The 17,650-nt window shown below is 68.0% G+C and carries 12 protein-coding genes; 9 read left to right on the forward strand and 3 right to left on the reverse strand.

What is annotated here, in order from left to right:
- The first annotated feature begins 75 nt into the window (after positions 1–75).
- Together NOV86_RS19135 and NOV86_RS19140 are read left to right on the forward strand one after the other, a co-directional pair.
- The gene (locus NOV86_RS19135) at positions 76–1,047 is read left to right on the forward strand and encodes an NAD(P)-dependent oxidoreductase (RefSeq protein WP_267643411.1); all 972 of its coding nucleotides are present in this window, start codon (positions 76–78) and stop codon (positions 1,045–1,047) included.
- Between the two features lie 3 nt (positions 1,048–1,050).
- Positions 1,051–4,191: an FAD-binding and (Fe-S)-binding domain-containing protein gene (locus NOV86_RS19140; RefSeq protein ID WP_267643412.1), complete on the forward strand. Its 3,141-nt coding sequence runs from the start codon at positions 1,051–1,053 to the stop codon at positions 4,189–4,191.
- Between the two features lie 48 nt (positions 4,192–4,239).
- On the opposite strand, the gene gdhB is transcribed toward NOV86_RS19140, so the two are convergent.
- From gdhB to NOV86_RS19155, 3 genes are all read right to left on the reverse strand, one after another.
- Positions 4,240–5,562 carry a glutamate dehydrogenase GdhB gene (gene gdhB / locus NOV86_RS19145; RefSeq protein WP_267643413.1) on the reverse strand — a complete coding sequence of 441 codons (1,323 nt, stop codon included), beginning with the start codon at positions 5,560–5,562 and terminating at the stop codon, positions 4,240–4,242.
- Positions 5,563–5,564: 2 nt separating this feature from the next.
- On the reverse strand, positions 5,565–6,743 hold the full coding sequence (locus tag NOV86_RS19150; protein ID WP_267643414.1) for a M24 family metallopeptidase: 1,179 nt from the start codon (positions 6,741–6,743) through the stop codon (positions 5,565–5,567).
- A gap of 871 nt (positions 6,744–7,614) precedes the next feature.
- Positions 7,615–8,424: an IclR family transcriptional regulator gene (locus NOV86_RS19155; protein ID WP_267643415.1), complete on the reverse strand. Its 810-nt coding sequence runs from the start codon at positions 8,422–8,424 to the stop codon at positions 7,615–7,617.
- A gap of 284 nt (positions 8,425–8,708) precedes the next feature.
- Between NOV86_RS19155 and NOV86_RS19160 the strand changes: the two genes are divergently transcribed.
- From NOV86_RS19160 to NOV86_RS19190, 7 genes are all read left to right on the forward strand, one after another.
- Complete coding sequence (locus NOV86_RS19160) at positions 8,709–10,055, forward strand: M28 family peptidase (protein ID WP_267643417.1); 1,347 nt, start codon at positions 8,709–8,711, stop codon at positions 10,053–10,055.
- A 156-nt stretch (positions 10,056–10,211) separates the two neighbouring features.
- Complete coding sequence (locus tag NOV86_RS19165) at positions 10,212–11,975, forward strand: ABC transporter substrate-binding protein (protein WP_267643418.1); 1,764 nt, start codon at positions 10,212–10,214, stop codon at positions 11,973–11,975.
- A 72-nt stretch (positions 11,976–12,047) separates the two neighbouring features.
- On the forward strand, positions 12,048–13,022 hold the full coding sequence (locus NOV86_RS19170; RefSeq protein WP_267643419.1) for an ABC transporter permease: 975 nt from the start codon (positions 12,048–12,050) through the stop codon (positions 13,020–13,022).
- Entirely contained in the window at positions 13,022–14,026 is a 1,005-nt protein-coding gene (locus NOV86_RS19175) for an ABC transporter permease (RefSeq protein WP_267643420.1), read from the forward strand. Before NOV86_RS19170 ends, NOV86_RS19175 begins: the two co-directional genes overlap by 1 nt.
- Complete coding sequence (locus tag NOV86_RS19180; protein WP_267643421.1) at positions 14,023–15,087, forward strand: ABC transporter ATP-binding protein; 1,065 nt, start codon at positions 14,023–14,025, stop codon at positions 15,085–15,087. The genes NOV86_RS19175 and NOV86_RS19180 overlap by 4 nt, the downstream gene beginning before the upstream one ends.
- Complete coding sequence (locus NOV86_RS19185) at positions 15,084–16,460, forward strand: ABC transporter ATP-binding protein (RefSeq protein WP_267643422.1); 1,377 nt, start codon at positions 15,084–15,086, stop codon at positions 16,458–16,460. The genes NOV86_RS19180 and NOV86_RS19185 overlap by 4 nt, the downstream gene beginning before the upstream one ends.
- On the forward strand, positions 16,457–17,419 hold the full coding sequence (locus tag NOV86_RS19190) for a hypothetical protein (protein WP_267643423.1): 963 nt from the start codon (positions 16,457–16,459) through the stop codon (positions 17,417–17,419). The genes NOV86_RS19185 and NOV86_RS19190 overlap by 4 nt, the downstream gene beginning before the upstream one ends.
- Positions 17,420–17,650: the final 231 nt, after the last annotated feature.

Consider the following 17,650-nt stretch of genomic DNA (forward strand, 5'->3'; position numbering starts at 1 on the left):
TGGAGCGACACGTGTGCCGGACGCAGCGTTGTGCGACCCGGACCCACCGACGCCGCCGGTGCCGACCACCCATCCATGACAGAGACAGATATCGTCGTCCTCCGCGAGGGGACGGAAGGGCTCTCGATGGAATCGTACGCAGACGCGCTCCGTGACCGGCTGCCTGCCGACCGGACGGTCACGCTGGCGCGCACGCCGAAGCAGGAACGCGAACTCGTCCCCGAGGCGCGCGTCGTCACCGGCATCACGGTCGAGGAGGACCTGCTCGACCGGGCCGAACAGCTCGAACTGTTCGCCTGCACCTTCGCCGGCACCGACCACGTCCCGATGGACACGCTGGCCGAGTACGGCGTCGCGGTCACCAACGCCGGCGGCATCCACGCGCCCGGCATCGCCGAGCAGGCCATCGGCAACATGCTCACCTTCGCCCGCCGGCTCCACGAGGGCTGGCGGCGCAAGCAGCACTCGGAGTGGCGCCACTTCCAGTCCACCGAGTTCACCGACAGCACCGTGACCGTCATCGGCCTCGGCTCCATCGGGCAGGCCGTCGTCCAGCGCCTGCAGGGCTTCGAGGTCGACACCATCGGCATCCGGTACACGCCCTCGAAGGGCGGGCCGACCGACGAGGTCCTCGGGTTCGACAGCGACGACGTCCACGACGCGCTCGCCCGCAGCGACTACGTGGTCGTCGCCTGTCCCCTGAACGACCTGACCCGTGGCCTCATCGGCGAGGACGAGTTCGCGACGATGCAGACCGACGCCGTACTCGTCAACACGGCCCGCGGCGGCATCGTCGACACCGACGCGCTCGTCTCTGCCCTGCGCTCGAACAAGATCCGCGGGGCGGCACTGGACGTGACCGAGCCCGAACCCCTGCCGGCGGACCACCCGCTCTGGGGACTGGAGAACTGCCTCATCACGCCCCACACCGGCGGCCACACGCCGAAGCACTGGGACCGACTCGCCGACATCGTCGCGGAGAACCTCGACCGCCTCGACGAGGGCGAGGAGCTCCAGAACCAGGTTCTCGCGCCCGACTCGGGGTGAGCGATGGCGGCGCAGGACCCGGCCGACGACCCGCGTGCTGACTACGAGTACACCGGGGGCGAGGTCGAACGGCCCGGACTCGTCGCCGACCTCGAAGCCCGCGTCGAGGGCGACGTACGCTTCGACGAGTACTCCCGCCAGCTCTACGCGACCGACGCCTCCGCCTACGAGGTGCTGCCCATCGGCGTCGTCATGCCGAAGTCGACCGCGGACGTGGCGAGCGTCGTCTCGTACTGCGCCGACCGCGAGATTCCCGTGCTTCCCCGCGGTGGCGGCACGAGCCTCGCCGGGCAGGCCGTCAACGAGGCGGTCGTCCTCGACCTCTCGCGGTACATGGATTCGGTCGACTCGGTCGACCCCGAGGGCTCGGAGGCGACCGCCCAGGCCGGCGCCATCCTCGCCGACCTGAACGCCGCGGCCGCCGAGCACGGCCTGACGTTCGGCCCGGACCCGGCCGCCGGCGACCGCAGCGTCCTGGGTGGCGCCATCGGGAACAACTCGACCGGCGCACACTCGCTGGTGTACGGGAAGACGGACCACTACGTGGAGTCGGCAGAGGTCGTCCTCACGGACGGGACCGTCCACCGCTTCGGTGAGGTCCCGGTCGACGAACTCCGCGAGAAGGCCGACCCAGAGAGCGACGCGTGGGGTCCGGACGGGCCGCCGAGTCCCATCCTCCCCCGTATCTACGCCGAGGTCGTCCGCATCCTCGACGAGGAGGCCGACGAGGTCAAGGCCCGGTACCCCGACCTGAAGCGCAACGTCTCGGGCTACAACCTCGACATGCTGGTCGACGAGGCGCGGGGCGAACGCCCGACCGCCGACGGCTCGGGTGTCGACCCCGACTGCGAGGCGGGAACGGTCAACCTCGCCCGGCTGCTCGCCGGGAGCGAGGGTACCCTCGCGGTCGTCACCGAGGCGACCGTCTCGCTGGAGCCGATTCCGGAGACGAAGGCGGTCGCGCTGCTCACCTACGAGGACGTCTTCGACGCGGCCGCCGACGTGGCACCCATCCTCGAACACGGCCCGGCCGCGGTCGAACTCATCGACGACGTGCTCATCGACCTCGCGCGCGACACGTCCGAGTTCCACGACGTGGCCGCCTCGCTCCCGGACGGGACCCGGGGCGCCCTGCTCGTGGAGTTCTACGCCGACTCCGACGAGCACGGCCGCCAGCAGGTCGCCGACCTGCTCGAAGCCCGGGTGCCCAGCGTGGAGCCCGAGGCGACACCCTCCGAGGGGGTCGAGCAGGCAGCCGACGCCCGTGCCTTCGACGCGCTCGAGGCCCACGACGACGAGGCCCGCGCCGGCCTCTGGAAGATGCGCAAGGCCGCCGCGCCCATCCTGCTCTCGCGGACGACCGACGAGAAGCACATCTCCTTCATCGAGGACTGCGGGGTCCCGGCCGACCAGCTCCCTGGGTACGTCGAGCGCTTCCGCGAGGTCATCGACGAACACGACGCGCGGACGAGCTTCTACGCCCACGCCGGCCCCGGCGTCCTCCACGTCCGGCCCCTCGTGAACACGAAGACGGTCGAGGGGCTGGAGTCCTTCGAGACCATCGCCGACGAGATCACCGACTTCGTCGTCGAGGCCGGGGGGTCGGTCTCGGGCGAGCACGGGGACGGCCGCGCCCGCACCCAGTGGAACCGGAAACTGTACGGCGACCGGCTCTGGCACACGTTCCAGGACCTCAAGACCGCCTTCGACCCGGACTGGTTGCTCAACCCGGGACAGGTCGTCGGCCGCGATGACGAGGACGCCCCGGACCGCGCCAGCACCGCCCGGATGACCGAGAACCTCCGGTTCGACCCCGATTACGAGTTCGACCCGGACCTCGACCCCGAGTTGGCGTGGGACACCGAGAACGGCTTCCAGGGGATGGCCGAACTCTGCCACGGCTGTGCCGGCTGCCGGGGCAAGCAGGACACCCGCGGTGGCGTGATGTGTCCGACCTACCGCGCCGCCGAGGAGGAGAGCCTCTCCACCCGCGGCCGGGCGAACATGCTCCGGCAGGCGATGAGTGGCGACCTCCCGGCCGACGCCGAGGACACCGCGTTCATGCGCGAGGTGATGGACCTCTGCGTGGGCTGCAAGGGCTGCAAGCACGACTGCCCGAGCGAGGTCGACATGGCGAAGCTCAAGGCCGAGGTCGAACACGCCCACCACCAGGAAGAGGGCGCGAGCCTCCGGGACCGGCTGTTCGCCGAGGTCGACCGACTCAACCGGCTCGGGTCGGCGCTCGCCCCGGTCTCGAACTGGGCGCAGCAGCTCCCCGGAGCCGACCTCGTCAGCGAGAAGGTCCTGGGAATCGCCAGCGAGCGCGACCTGCCGACGTTCCACCGCAAGTCGCTCGAGGACTGGTTCGAGAATCGGGGCGGCTGTCGCGTCGCCGAGGCGGACGCCGACCGCAAGGTCCTGCTGTTCCCCGATACCTACACGAACTACAACCACCCCGCCGCCGGAAAGGCCGCGGTTCGCGTCCTCGAAGCCGCGGGAATCCACGTCGCCATCCCGGACGACGTGACCTCGACCGGCCGCCCCGCCCATTCGAAGGGCTTCCTCGACCGCTCCAGAGAGCGCGCCGCGACGAACGTCTCCGCGCTCGCCCCGAAGGTCGAGGCCGGCTGGGACGTGGTGCTGGTCGAACCCTCGGACGCCGTGATGTTCCAATCGGACTACCGCGACCTGCTCGGAGCCGGCGACGGCCGTGTCTCGGAGGCGGCACTCGATGCGGTCGCCGGCAACACCTACGGCGTCATGGAGTACCTCGATACCGAGCGACTCGTTGCCGACCTGTCGACCGCGGCACCCGACGAGCACCTGACCTACCACGGCCACTGCCACCAGAAGGCGACCCGCAAAGACCACCACGCCGTCGGCGTCCTGCGCCGGGCCGGCTACCAGGTCGACCCCCTCGACTCCGGCTGCTGTGGCATGGCCGGCTCCTTCGGCTACGAGGCCGAGCACTACTCGATGAGCAAGGCCATCGGCGAACTCCTCTTCGAGCAGGTCGACGAGAGCGAGGGCGACACCGTCGTCGCGCCCGGCGCGTCCTGTCGGACCCAGCTCGAATCCCGCGACGAGGGCGCCCCGGAGCCGCCACACCCGGTCGAGAAGTTGGCCGAGGCGGTCACCCAGTAGCGTACTCGACGACGCAGCAGTTCTTCTCGAAAAAAGATCCGCCCGACCTCAGGGCCAGAGGCCCCGGGTCTCCTTCGCACCGCCGATGCGGGAGAGCGCGACCGCGTAGGCCGCGTCGCGCCACGTCAGGTCGGCTTCGTCGACGTGCTCGCGGACCGCACCCCACGCGTCAAGCATCTCCTGCTCCAGTTCCTCGTGGACGCGTTCGAGCGACCACTGCCGGCGGTTGATGTCCTGGAGCCACTCGAAGTACGAGACGGTCACCCCGCCCGCGTTCGCGAGGATGTCCGGGATGACGGGGATGCCGCGTTCCTCGAGGATGGTGTCGGCGGCGAACGTCGTCGGGCCGTTCGCGCCCTCGACGACCATCTCTGCGGAGATATCGTCGACGTTCTCGGCCGTGATGACCTCGCCGACCGCAGCCGGGACGAGGATGTCCACGTCGAGTTCGAGCAACTCGGCGTTCGTCATGGTCTGGGGCGCGTCGTAACCCGAGACCATGCCGGGGCGCTCGTCGTGGCCCTCCACGTCACGCGTGTCGAGACCGTCGGGGTCGTAGATCGCGCCGTCGACGTCCGAGACGGCGACGATGTCGGCACCCCAGTCGTCGAGCAGGCGGGCCGCGTTCGCGCCGACCGACCCGAAGCCCTGCACCGCGACCGTGGTGTCCTCGATGTCCCAGTCGTAGTAGTCGATGGCTTCACGGGTGACGATGGCGACGGACCGGCCCGGCGCCTCCTCGCGACCGTACGAACCGCCGATGACCGGCGGCTTCCCGGTGACCACACCGGGCGTCGTCTCGCCCTGCTGCATCGAGTAGGCGTCCATGAACCACGCCATCTCCTGCGGGCCGGTGCCCATGTCGGGTGCGGGTACGTCCTTCTTCGGCCCGACCACGTCGCGCAGCTCCTCGGCGAACCGGCGGGTCAAGCGTTCGCGCTCCTCCTCGGAGAGCGTCTTCGGGTCGACCGCGACGCCACCTTTGGCACCGCCGAACGGGAGGTCCATCACGGCGCACTTCCACGTCATCCACATCGAGAGGCCGATACACTCGTCGGCGGTCACCTCGGGGTGGAACCGCAGGCCGCCCTTGTACGGCCCCCGCACGTCGTCGTGCTGGGCGCGGTAACCAGTGAAGACCTCCAGCGAGCCGTCGTCCCGCCGGAGCGGGACCGACACCTGCTGGAGCCGGGTCGGGTGTTTCAGCCGCGTGACGACGCCGGGGTCGACGTCGACGTGTGCGGCCGCGCGTTCGAGCTGCCGGCGGGCCGTCGCCAGGGCGGACTCCGATTCTGTCCCGTCGCCGTCCGCGACGGGCTCGCCCTCGCGCGCATCCGAGTCGTCGGAATCCGGGGTGCTCGCGCCTGCCATCGTCACGCGGTGAACAGCCGCCGCGGGAAGTCGGCCAGCGGCTCGGCCCCGTTCGATGTCACGACGAACGTCTCGCTCAGCTCGACGCCGAAGTCGTCGAACCAGAGCCCGGGGATGGTGTGGAAGGTCATGTTCTCCTCCAGCACCGTCTCGTCACCCGGGCGCAGGCTCGCGGTGTGCTCGCCCCAGTCCGGCGGGTAGCCCAGGCCCATGGAGTAGCCGATGCGGTCCTCCTTCTCCAGGCCGTACTTGGCGATGGTGTCGCGCCACGCCTTCTCGACCGATTCGGCGGTCACGCCGGGTTCGACCGCGTCGAGTGCGGCGTTGATACCTTCGACGACGATCTCGGCGCGCTCTTGCATCTCCTGCGGTGGCTCGCCCACGTAGGTCGTCCGGGCGAGCGGGGAGTGGTAGCGGTGCCGACAGCCCGACAGCTCGATGATGACCGGGTCGCCGTTGCGGAACTCCTGGTCGGTCCAGGTCAGGTGCGGCGTCCCGGTGTGGTCGCCCGAGGGCATCAGCGGGACGATGGAGGGGTAGTCGCCGCCGTAGTCGGCGGTCCCGTCGATGAGCGCCGAGTAGATGGCTTCGGCCGCCTCGTACTCGGGGACGCCCTCCTCGATGGCGTCGAGGCCGGCCTGCATCGCGTTCTCGGAGATGCGTGCCGCCTCGCGCATGTACTCGATCTCCGCGTCGGTCTTCTTGATGCGGATCCAGTTCACCAGCAGCGTGGTGTCCTCGAACTCCGCCTCGGGCAGGTTCTTCTGGAGGCGCGTGTACGACTTCGCGGTGAAGTAGTAGGCGTCCATCTCCAGGCCGATGCGACCGTCGGCGACGCCGAGGTCCTCCAGTACGGTCGCCACGAAGTCCATCGGGTGCAGGTCGTGGGGCGACTGGACGTGGTCGTCGCTGTAGGGCCGGATGCTCTCCTCGGAGAGCGTCGTCGTGGCGCGACAGCCGTTCGCGTCCATGTCGCGGCCGACCCAGACCGGCTCGTCACGGTCCTGCGTGATGACGACGCCCTGGTGGACGTAGAACGACCAACCGTCGTAGCCCGTGAGGTAGTTCATGTTCGCCGGGTCGCTGACGAACACGGCATCCAGTCCCTCCTCCGCCATGCGCTCTTTGGTCCGCTCGATTCGCCTGTCGTACTCGCTGCTGTCGAATACGGCTCTGGACATTCGAACCTCTCGTCTGGAACATTCGTAAATACACTGTAAATAGTTTTTTATAGATTAACGATACGTGTGGGCGGGCGCCGGTGTGGTTCTCGAGAGAGTCCGACCAGACACCGCAGTCGCTCGCCCAGTTGGCGGCTGCGCTCGAAGAACGGGACGTTCGTATCGACACGGGTAGCGGAGAACGATTATTATATTCAGAAAGTTAGGATTAGACAGTATGAAATCTGGTACGAGTTGATCGGCGTTGGGCGAGTACTGTTCGGAAATCCTGAGAGGTATTTCGTCAATGACTCCATTAAATTCGAATTCATGGTACGAAATCGGATTCAAGTCGAGATAAGAGAAGCTCTGACGGATTTTCCTAAAAATTCCCTATCGGTGGGTCGACTGTTCCACCACAGATTCTGGATATCCTGGGAGCGCTAAATCTGGTTTCGAGTCATTATCGGTTCTAAAGGCACAGATGAGACGAATGCAGTCGGTCCAGAAGACTAGATTCTATTCCGGTATAGACGACACTGGATCCACTCGTCTAGCCGGCATGTACTATTGAGAGCTAGAGTTATTCTATGTCAGTACTTGGTCAAGTGCACATCTGACCACAACCACGTGTGTTACACGAATATCGCTGTAACACTTCTCTGGCTCACCCATTCATGCCAAAGCCAACAACGAGGCCACATGCCCGACCAGACGGCTGCTATCGCGTCCCTCCTGCGTTTGTGAGCGCCAAATACCGGCAAGCGCGGTGTGCTTTCGTCGACAGGTTCGGTGGCAGCCACGAGCCGATTCACGCAACTTTCACCCACTCACACCATCGTTCCTGACGGTTCGGGGGATTTCACCGCGCATCTGTTTGGGAGCGCCAAACTCACTCTGTGCGTCGTCCCTGCTCGGACGTGTCGATGTCGATCTCGACGACGTTGGTCGCCTGCATCACCAGTTCCGGCACCTCGGTCTCGAAGCGCTCGCCTTTCAGCCTGCTCTTGGGCGCCGAGACGCTGATGGCTCCCAGGGGCACACCGTCACTGTCCAGAATCGGGGCGCCGACGGCCCGGAATCCCCGGATGTCCTCCTCGTCGTTGACCGCGTACCCACGGTCGCGGACACGTTCGAGCCGGGATTCGAGCGTCTCGCGGTCCGTGATGGTGTTCGGGGTCCGTTCGGGCAGGCCGTGCTGCTCCAGAATCCGGTCGAATCGGTCCTCGGGCAGGTGTGCGAGGATGGCCTTCCCGGCGGAGCTGTTGTGGAGGTACTGCGGCGTCTCCTCGATGCCGATGTGGTACTCGGTCTCCATCGCGCGCTTTCCGCGGGCGACCTTGAGCGCGACCTCGAACCCCTCGTTCTCGACCACCAGGTCTGCGTACTCGCCGGTCTCGGCCGCCAGCCGGTCCACCTGGTTCTTCGCGGCGGTGTAGACCCGCTGGTTCTCCTTGACGTGCTCGCCGAGGGTGACGAACCGGAGCCCGAGGTGGTACTGGTCGCCGCGCTTCGAGACGAGGCCGGCGTCCCGGAGCGTCGCGAGATGCGTGTGGACCGACCCCTTCGAGAGGTCGACGTGCTCCACCAGGTCCGCGATTCGTGCCCCGTCGAGGCGCTCCAGGGCGTCGATGATGGCCGTGGCGTGCTGGAGTGACTTCACTCGTCGCGGGCCTGTCCCGGTCGCGTTCGTCTCGTCCATATGCCACGATTCGGACGTCGGGGCATAGTTGTTTGGGACCGCCAAACGCAGGTGTGCCAACTGTTGCCACCATTCCGTGGCGGGAGGATTCGGTTTCGCCGGTAAGTATAAATACAATCGTCTGGTCAACTGGGCTGTATGCCTGCTGAGTTACGAGACGCTGGTCCGCCGGTACCTGACCGGACCTCGGGCACACGGGGCCGTACCGGACCGGACGCAGCACGCCTGCGAACCGCGGGGAACCGACGGACGGCCGAGCAACGCCTCGGCGGAGGCAGCCGGTGATGTCCGGGAACGCCGAAACCGTCCTTCCGACAGCGGTCGTCGGCGACGCCTACACCTGCGGTCGTGCCTGGGAGTTCCTCGTCGGACTCACCGACGGGCCGGCACGACTCGCTGGCACGGACGGTGAAGCTACCGCGGGGCAGTACGTCGCGGACGCCTTTCGCGAGCGTGGGCTGGACGAGGTGCGGGTCGAGGAGTTCGACATCCCCGGCTGGAGCCGCGGCGAGAGCAGTCTGACTGCGGCCGGCCGGACCGTCGAGTCGAACCACGAGGTCATCGCACTGCCGGGCTCGCCCGCCGGGGCGGTATCGGGCGAACTGATCGACGTCAGGCACGGTGTCCAGGATGATATCGAATCGACCGACCTCGACGGTGCCATCGCCCTCGCCGCAGACACCACGCCGGCGGACCACGGGCGCCACGTCCACCGGCTGGAGAAGTACGCCTGGGCGGCCGAGGCAGGGGCGGAGGCGTTCGTCTACCGGACCGACCGGCCGGGCTGTCTCCCACCGACCGGCGACGTGGGGAGCGAAGACGGTCCCGGGCCGATACCGGCCATCGGTGTCTCCCGCGAGGTCGGGTCGTGGCTCCGGCGACGGTGCAGGCGGGGCGGAACCGAGGCCACGGTCGCGGTCGACTGCGAGACGGGGACCGCGACGAGTCGGAACGTCTCGGCCGCCGTCGGCCCCGAGACTCCCCAGGAGGTCCTCGTGACCGCCCACCTCGACGCCCACGACGTGGGGACCGGGGCGAACGACAACGGCGCGGGCTGTGCACTGGTCGCCGAGACGGCCCGGTTGCTCTCGCTCGTCTCGGACCAGCTCGAGACGCGAGTCCGCTTCGTGACCTTCGGGGCGGAGGAGGTCGGGTTCCGCGGGTCCAGAGAGTGGGTCCGGAGTCACGACCTCGACCGGGTGAAGGCCGTCGTCAACGCCGACGGCATCGGCTACTCGCGGACGCTCGACCTCTACACGCACGGGTTCGACGGCATCGCGGACGCCTTCGACGCGGCGACCGACGCCCTCGATGTGCCCGCCACGATTCGGGATTCGGTACGCCCCCACAGCGACCACTGGCCCTTCGTCCAGCACGGGGTCCCCGGCGCGCAGGCGCGCTCCGTGACCGACGCGGAACGCGGCTGGACCCACACCCACGCGGACACCGTCGACAAGATGGATCCGCGCGACCTGCGGGACCTCGCCGTGGTCCTCGCGGAGGGAACGGCCCGGCTCGCCCGTGGCGACCACCCCGTCGAGCACGTTGACCCGGCCGTCATCAGGGAGGCGACGCGCGACGCGGGGCTGGAGGCGGGCCTCCGCGCCACCGGCGACTGGCCGTGGGAGTGAGTCCGCCCGCCCAGTAGACGACGACTGCCCGACCGGGACGCCGCGACAGGTTCGACACGCAGGGTCCGAGACTGCCGAGTACAGCGTCCTTTTCGCCGTTCTCGACCCACCTGATGAAAAAGTATAAACCCCAGTAGGTTCATGTGTGCAATCGACATGGTACGTGATGGCCAGCCAGCAGTGGACAGACGACAGTTCCTCAAAGTCGCTGGCGCGGCAGGAGGTGCATCGGTGCTCGCAGGTTGCAGTGGGGAGACGGGTGGTGACACGGACGGGGAGAGTCCGGCGACCGACGACTCCACCGGGACCGACACCACCGTCGAGCAGACGACGGAGAAACCGAGCGAGGTCAAGACCGGCGGCGAGCTCGTGGTCACCGTCGCCTCGCAGGCCCAGACGCTCAACCCGCACCTGGGCGACCAGACGACCGACTCCGCGCTCGCACAGGCGTACTCGAACAGCCTGCTCCGGTTCGAGCAGGACGGGACCATCGCCGGCGACCTCGCGACGGACTACACCGTCAGCGAGGACGGGACGACCTACACCCTCACGCTCCACGAGGGGGTCCAGTTCCACGGCGACTACGGCGAGTGCGACGCCGAGGCTGTCCGGGAGAGCTTCCTGAAGATAATCACCGACAAGGAGTACGGGGCGGTCAACCGCGGCGAGTTCGAGGGCATCCTCTGGGGGGAGGGCCCCGACGGGAACCAGCTCGACCCCGCCTCGCGCATCACCGCGACCGGGACCTACGAGATCGAGTTCTCGCTGGCGAAGCGCGACGTGACGTTCCCCTCGAAGCTCACGAGCTACCGGACCGCGGTCCTCCCCGTCGAGGCCCTCGACGAACACGGCGAGGACTTCGGGACGTTCGACACGGGCGTCTGGGCGACCGGCCCGTTCCAGTTCGAGTCGGCCGCCGCCTCCGGCCCGTACGAGTTCTCGGCCAACCCGGACTACTTCAAGGAGACCGAGGCCGGCCAGCTGCCGTACCTCGACGGCGTCAGGTACTCCGTCGTTCCCGACGGGACCGTCCGGAACACGAAGCTCAAGACGGGCGAGGCACACGTCAATCCGACCGTCCCCGCGAACAAGGTGAAAGACCTCGAGAACGCGGGCGAGGTCGAGGTGCTCTCGATGCCCAGCGTCGAGCGCATCAACATGTACATCAACTGGCGGAACGTCGAGCCGATGGGCAAGAAGAAGGTCCGTCACGCCCTCGGCCACGCCTCGAACCGGCAGGCGATCAAGTCCGTCAAGTTCGCGGGTCGTGCCGACCCCGCCTGGTCGGTGTTCCCGCCGTGGCACTGGGCCTACGACGAGGACGCCGTCTCGAAGTACCCCTACGACATCGACAGGGCGAAGTCCCTCATGGAGGAAGCCGGCGAGGGCGACGGCTTCTCGCTGGAGGTCGACGTGACGAACCAGCCGAAGTTCGTCGACATCGCCCAGATCCTCCAGCAGTCCTACAAGAAGATCGGCGTCGACATGTCCATCAACCCCAAGGAGAAGGGCTCGGTCTGGGGACCGTGGTATCCAAGCGAGTGGGACGACGAGGACGAGAAGGAGGAGAACCGCGAGGTCGGCCCGCCGCCGGAGGTCGAGGCCCTCATCGAGAGCATCGGTTACGGCTTCAGCGCCGACGGGTACGCGTACCTCGGATTCCACACCCGCGGGTACTTCAACTCCTCCTTCTACGGGGACGACGAGGTCGACCAGTGGCTGGAGGCCGCCCGCCGGACGACCGACCGCGCCGAGCGCAAGGAGCTCTACCGGAAGGTCCAGCAGAAGGTCACGGAGTTCTACCCGCTCATCATGCAGGTCTGGCCCCACACCAACCAGGGGCGACGGAGCGACGTGAAGAACTACATCGCGTACCCGACGCGGACCCCGCACGTCGAGCAGGTATTCATCGACGAGTAAATTACTAGTACGAGCGACACACATGCCCACGAAACCGATGGACACGACCCACCGCCCGCCCGGAGGCGCAGGATGAGCACGTCCAACTACGCCATCAAGCGCATCCTGCTGCTCGTCCCGGTACTGCTCGGCGTCTCGCTGGTGACGTTCCTGTTCATCCGGCTGAGTCCGAGCGACCCCGTGGCAGCGATGCTCCCACCGGAGGCGGCGGCCCAGCAGAACATCGTGAACGAGTTGCGCCAGGAGATGCACCTCGACGAACCGCTGTACCTCCAGTACGGCCACTGGCTCTGGGACGTGGTGCACCTCGACTTCGGCTACTCGTACTCACAGAGCGCCCGGGTCACCTCGCTCATCGCGAGCAGCGCGTGGGCGACCGCACAGCTGTCGTTCTTCGCGTTCGTCATCGGTGTCCTCGTGGCCATCCCGATGGGCGTCGTGAGCGCCGTCAAGAAGGACTCCTGGGTCGACAACCTGACCCGCGTCCTCGCGTTCGGCGGCATCAGCCTGCCCGGGTTCTGGGTCGCCATCATGATGATACTCGTGTTCGCGCTGTTCTGGCAGAACTGGTTCGGCGCGCCCCTCATCCCCTCGGGTGGGTACGCCACGCTGGACGACGGCGTGGTGACGTACCTCCGGCACATCCTGCCGCCCGCCGTGGTGCTCGGGACCGGGTTCGCCGCGCTCGTCATGCGCATGACCCGGTCCTCGATGGTGGAGGTGCTCCAGGAGGAGTACGTCCGCACCGCCCGGGCCAAGGGCGTCAGGGAGCGGTCCATCGTCATGATACACACCTTCCGGAACGCGCTCATCCCCGTCGTGACCGTCATGGGGATGCAGATCGGCTTCCTGCTGAACGGGGCGGTCGTCATCGAGCAGGTGTTCCAGTGGCCCGGCATCGGCCGCCTGCTCTACCAGTCCGTCCTCTCACAGGACCTCATCACCGTACAGGGCATCGTGTTGTTCATCGCGACCGTGTTCGTCGTGGCGAACCTGCTCGTCGACCTCCTGTACGCGTACCTCGACCCACGCATCAGCTACGAATAATGGCAACCGACACACACCACTACGAAGAACGCACCGTCGTCGACCGGGTCGCCGGTCGGGCGCGCTGGCTCGCCGAGATGTACGGCCGGCTCGACCTGAGCGCCCAACTCTCGTTCTGGGTCGTCACGGTCATCACGGCCGCGGCGCTCGCGGCCCCGTTCATCACGCCGTACAGCCCGAGCGAACAGCTGGCCATCACGACCGACCCCGCGCTGAAGCTCGCCGCGCCGTCGATGGCGCACCCGATGGGGACCGACCTCTACGGGCGCGACATCTACACCCGACTGGTGTACGGGGCGCGGGCCTCGCTGGCAGTCGGCCTGCTGGCCGTCGGCATCGCCGCGACCGTCGGCATCACGGCCGGCGCGGTCGCGGGCTACGTCGGTGGCTGGGTCGACGAGATCATCATGCGCTCGATGGACGTGCTCATCTCGTTCCCGGCGCTCGTGCTCGCCATCACGCTCGTCGGGGCGCTCGGCTCCGAGACGGTCCTGACCATCGTCCCGGTGCTCGGTGGAGTGCTCTCGTCGCTCCCCCTCGTCGGGTCGTGGTTCAGCAACAACATCGTGAACGTCATCTTCGTCATCGGGCTGGTGTACTCGCCCCAGATCGCACGGGTCACCCGGGGCGAGGTGCTCACGACCACGGAAGAGGAGTTCGTCGAGGCCGCAGAGAACACCGGGCTCTCGCGGTTCAACGTGCTCTTCCGGCACGTCCTCCCGAACGCGATGGCGCCCGTGCTCGTGCAGGCGACGTTCCTCGTCGCGACCGCCATCCTGTTCGAGGCGTCGCTCTCGTACCTCGGCCTCGGCGTGCAGCCGCCGACGCCGACCTGGGGCGTCATGATCTCGAACGGCCAGGGCTACCTGCCCGACTCGTGGTGGTGGACCACCTTCCCCGGCCTCGGCATCATGGTGACGGTGCTCGCGCTGAACCTGCTCGGCGACGGCCTGCGCGACGAGTTCGACCCGCGTTCGGCCACCGAGGGAGGGCCGGGTAAATGAGCGACACGCGCGACCCCGCGGCTCACCAGCCGACGAGTGAGGCAGACGAGGAAGGCACCACGGCGGCCGCGGAGGCCGACCTCGTGACCGGCGACGACGCACTGCTCTCGGTCCGGGGGCTCCGAACCCGCTTCCGGACCGAGGACGAAACCGTGGAGGCGGTCGACGGCGTCTCCTTCGACATCCACGAGGGCGAGATACTCGGCATCGTCGGCGAGTCAGGCTGCGGGAAGTCGGTCACCAGCCTGTCGCTGATGGACCTCGTGCCCGACCCCGGCGAGGTTCACGACGGACAGGTCGTCTTCGACGGCGAGGACGTGCTGGCGAAGAGCAACGAGGAGAAGCGCCGGCTCCGCGGGAACCGCGTCTCGATGGTGTTCCAGGAGCCCGCGAAGGCGCTCAACCCGGTGTTCGACATCGGCTGGCAGGTCGGCGAACCGCTCCGGGTCCACCGGGACATGACCGAATCCGCCTCCCGCGCGGAGGCGGTCGAACTCATGCGCCGGGTCGGCATCCCGAGCCCCGAAGAGCGCGTCGAGGACTACCCACACGAGTTCTCGGGCGGCATGCGCCAGCGCGCAATGCTCGCGATGGCGCTGGCGTGTACGCCGGACCTGCTCATCGCGGACGAACCGACGACGGCCCTCGACGTGACCATCGAGGCCCAGATACTGGACCTCATCCAGGAGCTGAACGAGCAGACCGACATGAGCGTCCTCATCGTCACCCACGACCTCGGCGTCGTCGCCGAGGTGTGCGACCGCGTCGCCGTGATGTACGCCGGGCGCGTCGTCGAGTACGGCGACGTGGAGGACATCTTCGCGGACCCGCGGCACCCCTACACGCGGGGCCTCATCGACTGCGTGCCCGACCCCACCGCCGACGAGCAGGCGCTCGACCCGATTCCGGGCTCGGTGCCGGACCTCGCGGACACGCCCTCTGGGTGTAACTTCGCGCCGCGGTGCCCCTACGCCGAACAGGAGTGCATGACGACCGACCCGCGGATGCAGGCCGTCGACGAGGACCACTACACCGCCTGCATCTGGGAGGACCCGAGATGAGACCGATACTCGAACTCGATGGCCTGACGAAGCACTTCAGCGAGAGCGACTCGCTCATCCGGCGGCTCCGGCCGGACCAGCGCGTCCGGACGGTCCGGGCGGTCGACGACGTGGACCTCGCGGTCCGCGACGGTGAGACCCTCGGGCTGGTCGGCGAGTCCGGCTGCGGGAAGTCGACCCTCGCCCGGACCGCAGTGCGGCTCCTCGACCCGACCGCCGGCGAGGTCCACTTCGACGGGACCGAGGTGACCGCCCTCTCGCACTCGGAGCTGCGCGAGTTCCGCGGCGAGGTCCAGATGATCTTCCAGGACCCCTTCGCCTCGCTGAACCCGCGCTACACCGTCGCCAAGACGCTCATGGAGCCGATGCGCGTCCACGGTATCGGGACGAACGACCTGGAGCGCCGCGACCGCGCCGCCGACCTGCTGGAACGGTGTGGCCTCGCGGCCGAACACCTCGACCGCCACCCCCACGAGTTCTCCGGCGGCCAGCGCCAGCGCATCGCCATCGCGCGGGCGCTCTCGGTCGAACCGGACATGCTCGTGGCCGACGAACCCGTCTCGGCGCTCGACGTCTCCGTGCAGGCCCAGATACTCAACCTGCTCTCGGAGCTGCGCGAGGAGATGGGCCTGTCGATGCTGTTCATCAGCCACGACATGTCCGTCGTGCGCCGGGTGTGCGACCGCGTCGCCGTGATGTACCTCGGCGAGATCGTCGAGACGGCGCCGACGGGCGAGCTGTTCACCGACCCGCAACACCCCTACACGCAGGCGCTCCTGTCCTCGATTCCGGTCCCCGACCCGACGGTCGAGCGCGAACGCGTCCACCTCGAAGGGGACGTGCCGACGCCCATCGACCCGCCTTCTGGGTGCCGGTTCCACCCGCGCTGTCCGAAGGTCATCCCACCCGCAGACTGGCCCGGCGACCAGCCCGCCTGGCGGCGCGTCCTCAGCGTGAAACGGCGCATCGTGGGCGACGAACTCGACCCCGGCGCGACCCGCTCGCACCTGAAGAGCGAGGGCCGCGACGCCGGCGACGGGGCGGTCGTCGAGGAACTCTACGCCGAACACGTCACCCGGGTCGACGTGGCCGACGCGGAGACGGTCACGCTCCCCGACGGGGCACGCGAGAGCGTCCGGAAGGCCCTCGAGCGACTGGTCGCTGGCGACCGCGAGGGCGCAGTCGCCCTGCTCGACGAGTCCTACAGCACGCCCTGTGCGCAGTCGGCTCCCGAACTCGACGCCCACGGGGGAGCCGACCACCGGGTCGCCTGTCACCTGCACGACCCGGACATCGCCGACCGGGCCGGCACGGCGTCGGCTGCTATCGGTGAGTATGCGGCCGACGGCGGCCCCGGAGGTGGCGAGCAATGACGCCCGAGCACCCGCCCGGGAACCCGGCCACGGACCGCGTCGAGCGCGAGACGCTCCGTGGTCTGCTCGCCCGCGCCGTGGCCGACATCGGCGCCGAGGACGACGCGACCATCTTCGCGGACGCGGACTCCCGGACTGCGGTCGCCGACGCCTACGACCAGGTGGTCTCCGGCGACGTGGCCGATGCGGACGACGCCCGACAGGTCGTCGACGCCGTCGCAGAGCAACTCGCCGGCGCATCGGTGACGCTCACCCACCGCTCGAACCCCGGCTTCGACGCGGCCTCGGCGGCGACGTATAGCTTCCTCCAGACCGGTGACGCCGACCACCTCGCCGACGCCGGCTTCGACGACCCGGTCCTCGAACGGCTCCTCATCGGTGCGACCGACTGGGACGCCGGGGACTTCCTCGTCGCTGCCGATTCCTTCGACGACGCCGCCGGGGTCGCCGACGACACCGACGCGGTCGTCTCGTCGCACGTCCTCGCCGGCGCGGCGCTCCACCGGGCCGGCGCAGACGCCGACGCCATCGACCACGTCCGCTCGGCGCTCGAGGCCGACCGGGAGGCGTGGACGCCTCTGGTCGTGGGCATCGCCGCCGGGTCGGACCTGCCCCGCCGGTTCCGCGACGGGGGTTACAGTGCCATGCTGTACGCCCGCTGGACCGCCAATACCCCGGCCGACTGCTCGGTCGAGGCGGAGTGGCGACCGTCGCCCGACGCGGACTGGCAGGCACTCGGCGACTCGGGCTGTGCCCCGCTCTCGACGGTGACCCCCGAGACGGAGTTCCGGTACACCCTCTCGGGGACGGTCCCCGAGTTCCCGGACCTCCTCGGGTACTACGTCGCTGTTGGCGCCATCGCAGAGGGAACCCCGCCCGAAGCGCTCAGCTCCGACCGGATGTGCTTCTCGGGGCCGGTGGCAGACGACGTCTCGGAGACGTTGGCGATTGAGCGATGAGGAGTTCGGAGTAGCTCAGCGACAATTATAGGTAAGATATGTAATACTAGTTCGAACGGGCAACGACAATGCGATAGTCGTATTTCTTGTTTGATGCAATACTGCTTGGCAGAAATCCGGTTTCATAGCCTCGAGGGTGGAAACGGAGCAGTTCGGATTCTGAAACACGAGAACCCCCACAGATGTCGTTCAGAAAGCCATAGTTACAGTATATCCTCTCAGGAGAAAGTC

Origin of the sequence: Haloarchaeobius amylolyticus, assembly GCF_026616195.1 — an archaeon.
Classification (GTDB): Archaea; Halobacteriota; Halobacteria; order Halobacteriales; family Natrialbaceae; genus Haloarchaeobius; species Haloarchaeobius amylolyticus.

Coding starts and splice junctions, on each gene's coding strand:
- NOV86_RS19135 (WP_267643411.1), top strand. CDS start 76: ATGACAGAGACAGATATCGTCGTCCTCCGCGAGGGGACGGAAGGGCTC.
- NOV86_RS19140 (WP_267643412.1), top strand. CDS start 1,051: ATGGCGGCGCAGGACCCGGCCGACGACCCGCGTGCTGACTACGAGTAC.
- gdhB (WP_267643413.1), bottom strand. CDS start 5,562: ATGGCAGGCGCGAGCACCCCGGATTCCGACGACTCGGATGCGCGCGAG.
- NOV86_RS19150 (WP_267643414.1), bottom strand. CDS start 6,743: ATGTCCAGAGCCGTATTCGACAGCAGCGAGTACGACAGGCGAATCGAG.
- NOV86_RS19155 (WP_267643415.1), bottom strand. CDS start 8,424: ATGGACGAGACGAACGCGACCGGGACAGGCCCGCGACGAGTGAAGTCA.
- NOV86_RS19160 (WP_267643417.1), top strand. CDS start 8,709: ATGTCCGGGAACGCCGAAACCGTCCTTCCGACAGCGGTCGTCGGCGAC.
- NOV86_RS19165 (WP_267643418.1), top strand. CDS start 10,212: ATGGTACGTGATGGCCAGCCAGCAGTGGACAGACGACAGTTCCTCAAA.
- NOV86_RS19170 (WP_267643419.1), top strand. CDS start 12,048: ATGAGCACGTCCAACTACGCCATCAAGCGCATCCTGCTGCTCGTCCCG.
- NOV86_RS19175 (WP_267643420.1), top strand. CDS start 13,022: ATGGCAACCGACACACACCACTACGAAGAACGCACCGTCGTCGACCGG.
- NOV86_RS19180 (WP_267643421.1), top strand. CDS start 14,023: ATGAGCGACACGCGCGACCCCGCGGCTCACCAGCCGACGAGTGAGGCA.
- NOV86_RS19185 (WP_267643422.1), top strand. CDS start 15,084: ATGAGACCGATACTCGAACTCGATGGCCTGACGAAGCACTTCAGCGAG.
- NOV86_RS19190 (WP_267643423.1), top strand. CDS start 16,457: ATGACGCCCGAGCACCCGCCCGGGAACCCGGCCACGGACCGCGTCGAG.